At 42.2% G+C, this 5,557-nt stretch carries 4 protein-coding genes and 1 tRNA gene; 3 read left to right on the top strand and 2 right to left on the bottom strand.

Annotation, left to right across the window (positions count from 1 at the left end; genetic code table 11):
* A partial coding sequence (locus AC4E96_RS09400; RefSeq protein WP_490255631.1) for a YgiQ family radical SAM protein occupies positions 1 to 1,265 on the bottom strand: 1,265 nt, incomplete at its 3' end.
* Between the two features lie 393 nt (positions 1,266 to 1,658).
* On the opposite strand from AC4E96_RS09400, the gene AC4E96_RS09405 reads away from it, so the two are divergent.
* Positions 1,659 to 1,734 (top strand) — tRNA-Arg (locus AC4E96_RS09405).
* A gap of 27 nt (positions 1,735 to 1,761) precedes the next feature.
* Here AC4E96_RS09405 and AC4E96_RS09410 read toward each other — a convergent pair.
* Positions 1,762 to 3,789, bottom strand: a complete 2,028-nt coding sequence (locus AC4E96_RS09410; RefSeq protein ID WP_490255632.1) for a TonB-dependent receptor plug domain-containing protein — start codon at positions 3,787 to 3,789, stop codon at positions 1,762 to 1,764.
* A gap of 181 nt (positions 3,790 to 3,970) precedes the next feature.
* Between AC4E96_RS09410 and AC4E96_RS09415 the strand changes: the two genes are divergently transcribed.
* Positions 3,971 to 4,582, top strand: coding sequence for a FlgO family outer membrane protein (locus AC4E96_RS09415; RefSeq protein WP_488032453.1), 612 nt, complete (start codon positions 3,971 to 3,973; stop codon positions 4,580 to 4,582).
* A gap of 9 nt (positions 4,583 to 4,591) precedes the next feature.
* Positions 4,592 to 5,380 (top strand): FlgO family outer membrane protein, encoded by a 789-nt coding sequence (locus AC4E96_RS09420; RefSeq protein WP_490255633.1) that lies wholly within the window; start codon positions 4,592 to 4,594, stop codon positions 5,378 to 5,380.
* The last annotated feature ends 177 nt before the right edge of the window (positions 5,381 to 5,557 follow it).

Below are 5,557 nucleotides of genomic sequence, written 5' to 3' on the forward strand. Positions count from 1 at the left end.
ATCGAGCAGAAGGTACAGCCACCGTAACAACCACGCATGATGTTGACCGAGGTCTTGATCATTTCGTAGGCTGGGATCTTTTTACCTTCGTATTTAGGATGTGGAATACGCGCAAACGGCATTCCGAATACAAAATCCATTTCTTCCGTTTCCAGTGGAAACGCTGGGGGATTAATCCAAACACTGCGATCGCCGTGGCGCTGCATCAACGCCTTTGCACAACCAGGGTTGGTTTCTTGGTGCAAAATTCGGTTGGTATGGGCATACAACACTTCGTTTTTAGAAACGACTTCATAAGCAGGAAGTTTTACGTACACACGGTCCCACGGGCGACGAAGCTGAGCTTTTGACTTCTTTCTATCATAAGGCTGCACAACCACTGCTTGAGAAACGCCAGTGTCATCAGCCGCACTTTGTTGAATCGCTTGGTCTTTATTGTCACAAGTATTCGCATCGTATTCTTGATACGGGTTAAGCATAGGGTCGATGATGCCCGGCTTGTCGATATGCGTTGAGTCAATACCTTGCCAGTCTGGTAACGCATCTTTGACGATAATCGCGGTACCACGAACATCTTTGATATCTTTTATGTCTTCGCCGTTCGCAAGGCGGTGAGTCACTTCAACCAGTGGACGCTCGGCGTTACCAAAAATCAGTAAGTCAGCTTTAGAGTCAAAGATAACCGAACGACGAACTTTGTTTGACCAATAGTCATAATGTCCAATACGGCGTAACGAGGCTTCAATACCACCGATAACAACAGGTACACCTTTGAAGGCTTCACGACAACGTTGAGAATATACGGTCACTGCACGGTCTGGGCGCTTTCCACCAATATTATCTGGTGTATAGGCATCGTCGTGACGAAGTTTACGGTCGGCTGTGTAACGGTTGATCATTGAGTCCATGTTGCCCGCTGTCACACCAAAATATAAGTTTGGTTTACCAAGACGCATAAAGTCGTCTTTGCTGTGCCAGTCTGGTTGGTCAATGATACCAACGCGGAAACCTTGGGCTTCTAACATACGGCCAATGACGGCCATACCAAAGCTTGGGTGGTCAACGTATGCGTCGCCTGTTACGAGAACAACGTCACAGCTATCCCAGCCTAATAAATCCATTTCTTCGCGAGTGGTAGGTAAGAATGGAGCTGGGCCAAAACATTCTGCCCAATACTTTGGGTAGTCCCAAAGCTTCTTATCCGTTTTGACCGTGGCCTGAGGAGGCTTAGCTACAGCTGGTCGTTTTGCAGTCGTGGATTGCATGTTAGATACCTTTAATAGTTACAGCGTGTCTGCGCAGGCGTAACCAACACAGAAAAATCAGTGATTCTATAAGCACTTATAAATTAGTGACTACAAGAATCTCGCCCAAGAGCCAGTTACTTAACACCCAATGGGCTTTGTCTTTGGCTTTTGTCTTTAAAAGACGCGCCTTGGCAAATGGACGCGGGATTATACAGGTAAATGTAGCAAAGGGGAAAAGCTAAACCGAACTATTTTGGATAAAATATATACAAGTTGAGGTTTTCGAAGTTTTAGGTCTGTACTTCATTGTTTTTTATTAAAAACATTGAGCTTTGAAAGTTAACCTGCTTAAAATAGGAACTAGACCGCACAGGTCCAATATTATCTCAATAAGCTACCAACGAGCATCAAGTCCCCTTAGTTCAACTGGATAGAACAAGGGCCTCCTAAGCCTTAGATACAGGTTCAAGTCCTGTAGGGGACGCCAACCACAAAAGCTGACTTCATATTGCGATTAAAAAGAGTACCGCCAACCTAGCTCTATTTCGCGCCCTCGAGCAGGGACTTGTTGAATTAATTCTGATGAATCGTAGCCAATTGGTACAGCATAAGGGTAATAATATTCTTTGTCGGTGATGTTATGGATTTGAAGTCGCAACCGACTGTCATCAGTGATGTAGTAATCGAGCAGACCATCAAAAAGGGTTAGTGACGCGTCTGATGTCATCACTGGAATGTTATCTCGCCAATTAACCTGAAGGTTCGCTGATAGATTACTCGTAAGATTGATATCAAAGGTCAAATTTGCGTAGCGTTTTGGAGACAGGTACTCAATCGCTGTTGTGTCTTTCTCCATCATTTTGTCTGATTTGTTATTAAAAAGTTGAGTGTAGGCGAGCAATAAATTCATCTCTGGTGTTAGCGCGGTTCTGCTTTCAATCTCTATACCCTGATTCGAATTATTAGAAAGGTTAGCCACTTTAGAGGGAACATTGCTAGTAAAACCGATGAGGTCGGTCATTTTATTATCGAACAATGTAAATGAGTGATAGTAATTGTCCTGAATATAACTATAAGCTAGTTCTGTTGATTTAAGTGAAGTGGTATTTAGGCCTTTACTTCCAGGTGCTAAATTACTGTTGTCATCATAAAGATCACCTATAGATGGCACGCGGTAAGCTTCGTTATATAAGGCTTTAAACACATGGTTGCCATCAATATTATACACAGCTGCTAACCTCGGTGACCATTCGCTGGTAATGTCATTGTAGTGGTCGTGTCTCAACCCCAACGTTAAATTCAACCGCTCTGAAACATGCCAATTATATTGACCATAAACACTACTAATTTCTCGTGTTTTATCGGCGACAACTTGAAGTTCTGATTCGTCAAATTGTTGGGTTTCACCTAAGTAGGTAAAGTCCCCTAAGATGTTGTAATTAGAACTGAAAAATGCGGTGGGGACTTGGCTCCTTTGGTAGCTTGCACCTGCAGTTATGACACTATCACCGGATAGTTTATAAAATGACGACAGATTAAACAGTAGACTTTGGTGTTCTAGGGTAAAACCGAGATAAAGGTCCTCATCAATAAACCCTGGAGACCCCTTAGGCAATTGTATTCCCATGGAAGTGCGTTCGTTATTTGAATACTGCGCAGAAAGAGTCACACCTTGGTCCGATTCGTCAATAAGTTGATACTTAAACTGGTGAATGTGGTTTTCTAATTCAACCGAATTAAACCCGTCTTTAAGGTTTTGATACAAATAAAAGTTTTGCCTTTCGCTGTCCTGATAAAGATATCGCCATTGTAGCGACTGATATTTTACATACGCTTCTAGTTGCTTGCTCTCGAAGGGGTCTGTGGTGGTGGTTTGCCTAGCAAATCGGTCAAAGCTATTTTTATACGTTTCACCAGAATCATTCGTTATGCTAATTTGGACCCCATAATCGACATCACTTATTGACTGGTTAAGCCCTAGGCTTGCATTGAGAGTGAGATTGTTACCACTGGAGACAGTCAATTGATCCGTGGTTTCTGTAATGATATTTATGACGCCCTGAAAGGCATTTGCACCATAAACAGCCGAGCCAGGACCGCGTATTACTTCAATTCGCTTGGCATTTGAAAGGTCAAAATAGCGCATGAAGTAGCTGATACCACCTGAAAAGTCGTCATTGATTCGTTGTCCGTTGTACAAAAACAAAATTGTGCTCGCGTATTTTTGACCCAACCCTCTTGCGACTAGATAAGAGTTATTATCTTCTGAAACGTTATACGCCGAATAAAAACCAGGAATAAAACGATACAAATCGGTGATGGTTTTAATGCCGAGTCGGTCTAGTTTTTGCCTAGTAAATAAAGTGATGGTAGCGGGTGAAGTAATAATGGATTCGGGACTTGTAGACGCGATGGAAACTTCCACTTTTAGTAAGTCTTCAAGTGGCATTTTGAAATAGTCTGTCTCGTCTGCAAGTGAAGAAGTGGAAAGTACAATTACAGTACAAGCAAATAAACAATTGAGAAAAGCGGATTTGTACATAAAGTCTCAAGTCTACCGTTGTTGGTAATTAGTGTAGTTCAAATTTTTTAACACTGAGCCTGTAATAACCGAAAGTAGCGTAAATAAATTTTAATATAAGCGTCACAGCGTTCGTGGAACGACTGGCACTAGTTTTGCTTGTTAATTAGATTAGTATCGTACAAGAGACGCGGAAAATGCCATGAAATGGTTACTTTTAGTATTAGTTAGTATTTGGGTAAGTGGTTGTAGCACAATAGAAAAAGTGGCAGAACTACAAAACCCCAAACCACCTGAAGGGTATAAGCAATACCAACCAGAGTTGCGTGAAAACACCATGCATGCTCATGTTGAGCTACTCGCCCGACAATTGCTTGACACTACCAACGCATTTGACGTGAGTCGACCTATTGCAGTCGGCACTTTTTTGCCAGCAAATAGCTTGCGGCAAGACACAAACACATCCCACCAACGCTTTGGTGTTCAGTTACAAGAGAGCATGATGACCTTTTTAACTCAAGCTGGGTTAAAGGTCGTGGAATTTAAAGTGAAAACATCGATGACGGTGAATGAACGTCACGACCAGTTTGTTTCGCGGATGGCAAAAGATTTAGACCCGTCTGTTCGAGTCGATTACATCGTAACAGGCAACTACACTCAACAACAAAATAACCTGATGGTAAATATTCGTTTGATTGATGTGGGGTCTAAAGCTGTCATGGCTGCGGCCACTGATTACGTGCCTCTCTCGGCAATGTGGAGTCACGAAAAAGTGAAACTTAAAGACAACCAATTAATTCGCGGCGAATATTAGGAGCCTATGATGAAAAAGCTATTATTACCTTTATTGGCAACTCAACTAGTCGCCTGTAGTACCTTTGATAATTGGAATTGGTCTGAAGAAGAGGCCAACTCAGACGCAACAGAACAAAGCCAAGCAGTGGCTCAAACAACGAAAGCGCAGAATACCAGCAATGATGAATTGGCATCAATGCCGCTTAATGCCAAACCTCGTTTAATTGCTGGTGATGTTTCGACACCAGACACAGCAAGTGTGCAATTTCAAAATGAGTATCGCCAACAGTTACTTGGCCGTATGAGTGAATTAAGAGATCAACAACCTAATTCGACTCGTAGCGTCAAAGATTTAAATTATTATGTGCGCACTATGATGCAAGACCTTGTTGGCAACATGAAGTACGTAAATGCTGCTACGCCAGTGGTAGTGACAAGCTTTGTGATGCTCGATAGTGACTTTCAGCACGCTGACCTTTTAGGTCGCCAAATTTCAGAAAGTTTTATCCATGAAGTACATAAGTACGGCATCCCTGTATTAGACTTTAAAACATTAGATTTTATTCGAGTTACACCTCAAGGTGATTTTGTATTTAGTAAAGATTATCTTGAGCTAAATGGTGACTTACCAATTAAATACGCGGTTGCAGGTACGATGGTCAAGCAGGTATCTGGTTATTTAGTTAATGCTCGTGTGATTGGTATCGAATCAAAAGCTGTAGTTGCTAGCGCTCAAGGTTTCTTGCCTGCAGGTGTTGTGAACAGTTTAATTTCAAGTGGTTTTAGTGATGGTGTGCCATTAATGTCGGGCGAATAGTCTGATGAGGTGTGACGGTATGAAAAACAGCAATGAGTTAAAAAGCCTTTCAACATCGGCTAAATTGGCCTCACTAATGTTATTTAGCGTGAGTGTATTAAGTGGTTGTAGTCTGACAGAGTTTGTCAGTGGGTCGCCTTCAAAAGCGCAACCAACCAATGAGCAATCGTCAACCTC

It is taken from the genome of Psychrosphaera sp. (assembly GCF_982872775.1).

Bases quoted from the DNA above. Each gene is read 5' to 3' on its own strand.
- AC4E96_RS09410 (WP_490255632.1), bottom strand. From the start codon at position 3,789: ATGTACAAATCCGCTTTTCTCAATTGTTTATTTGCTTGTACTGTAATT.
- AC4E96_RS09415 (WP_488032453.1), top strand. From the start codon at position 3,971: ATGAAATGGTTACTTTTAGTATTAGTTAGTATTTGGGTAAGTGGTTGT.
- AC4E96_RS09420 (WP_490255633.1), top strand. From the start codon at position 4,592: ATGAAAAAGCTATTATTACCTTTATTGGCAACTCAACTAGTCGCCTGT.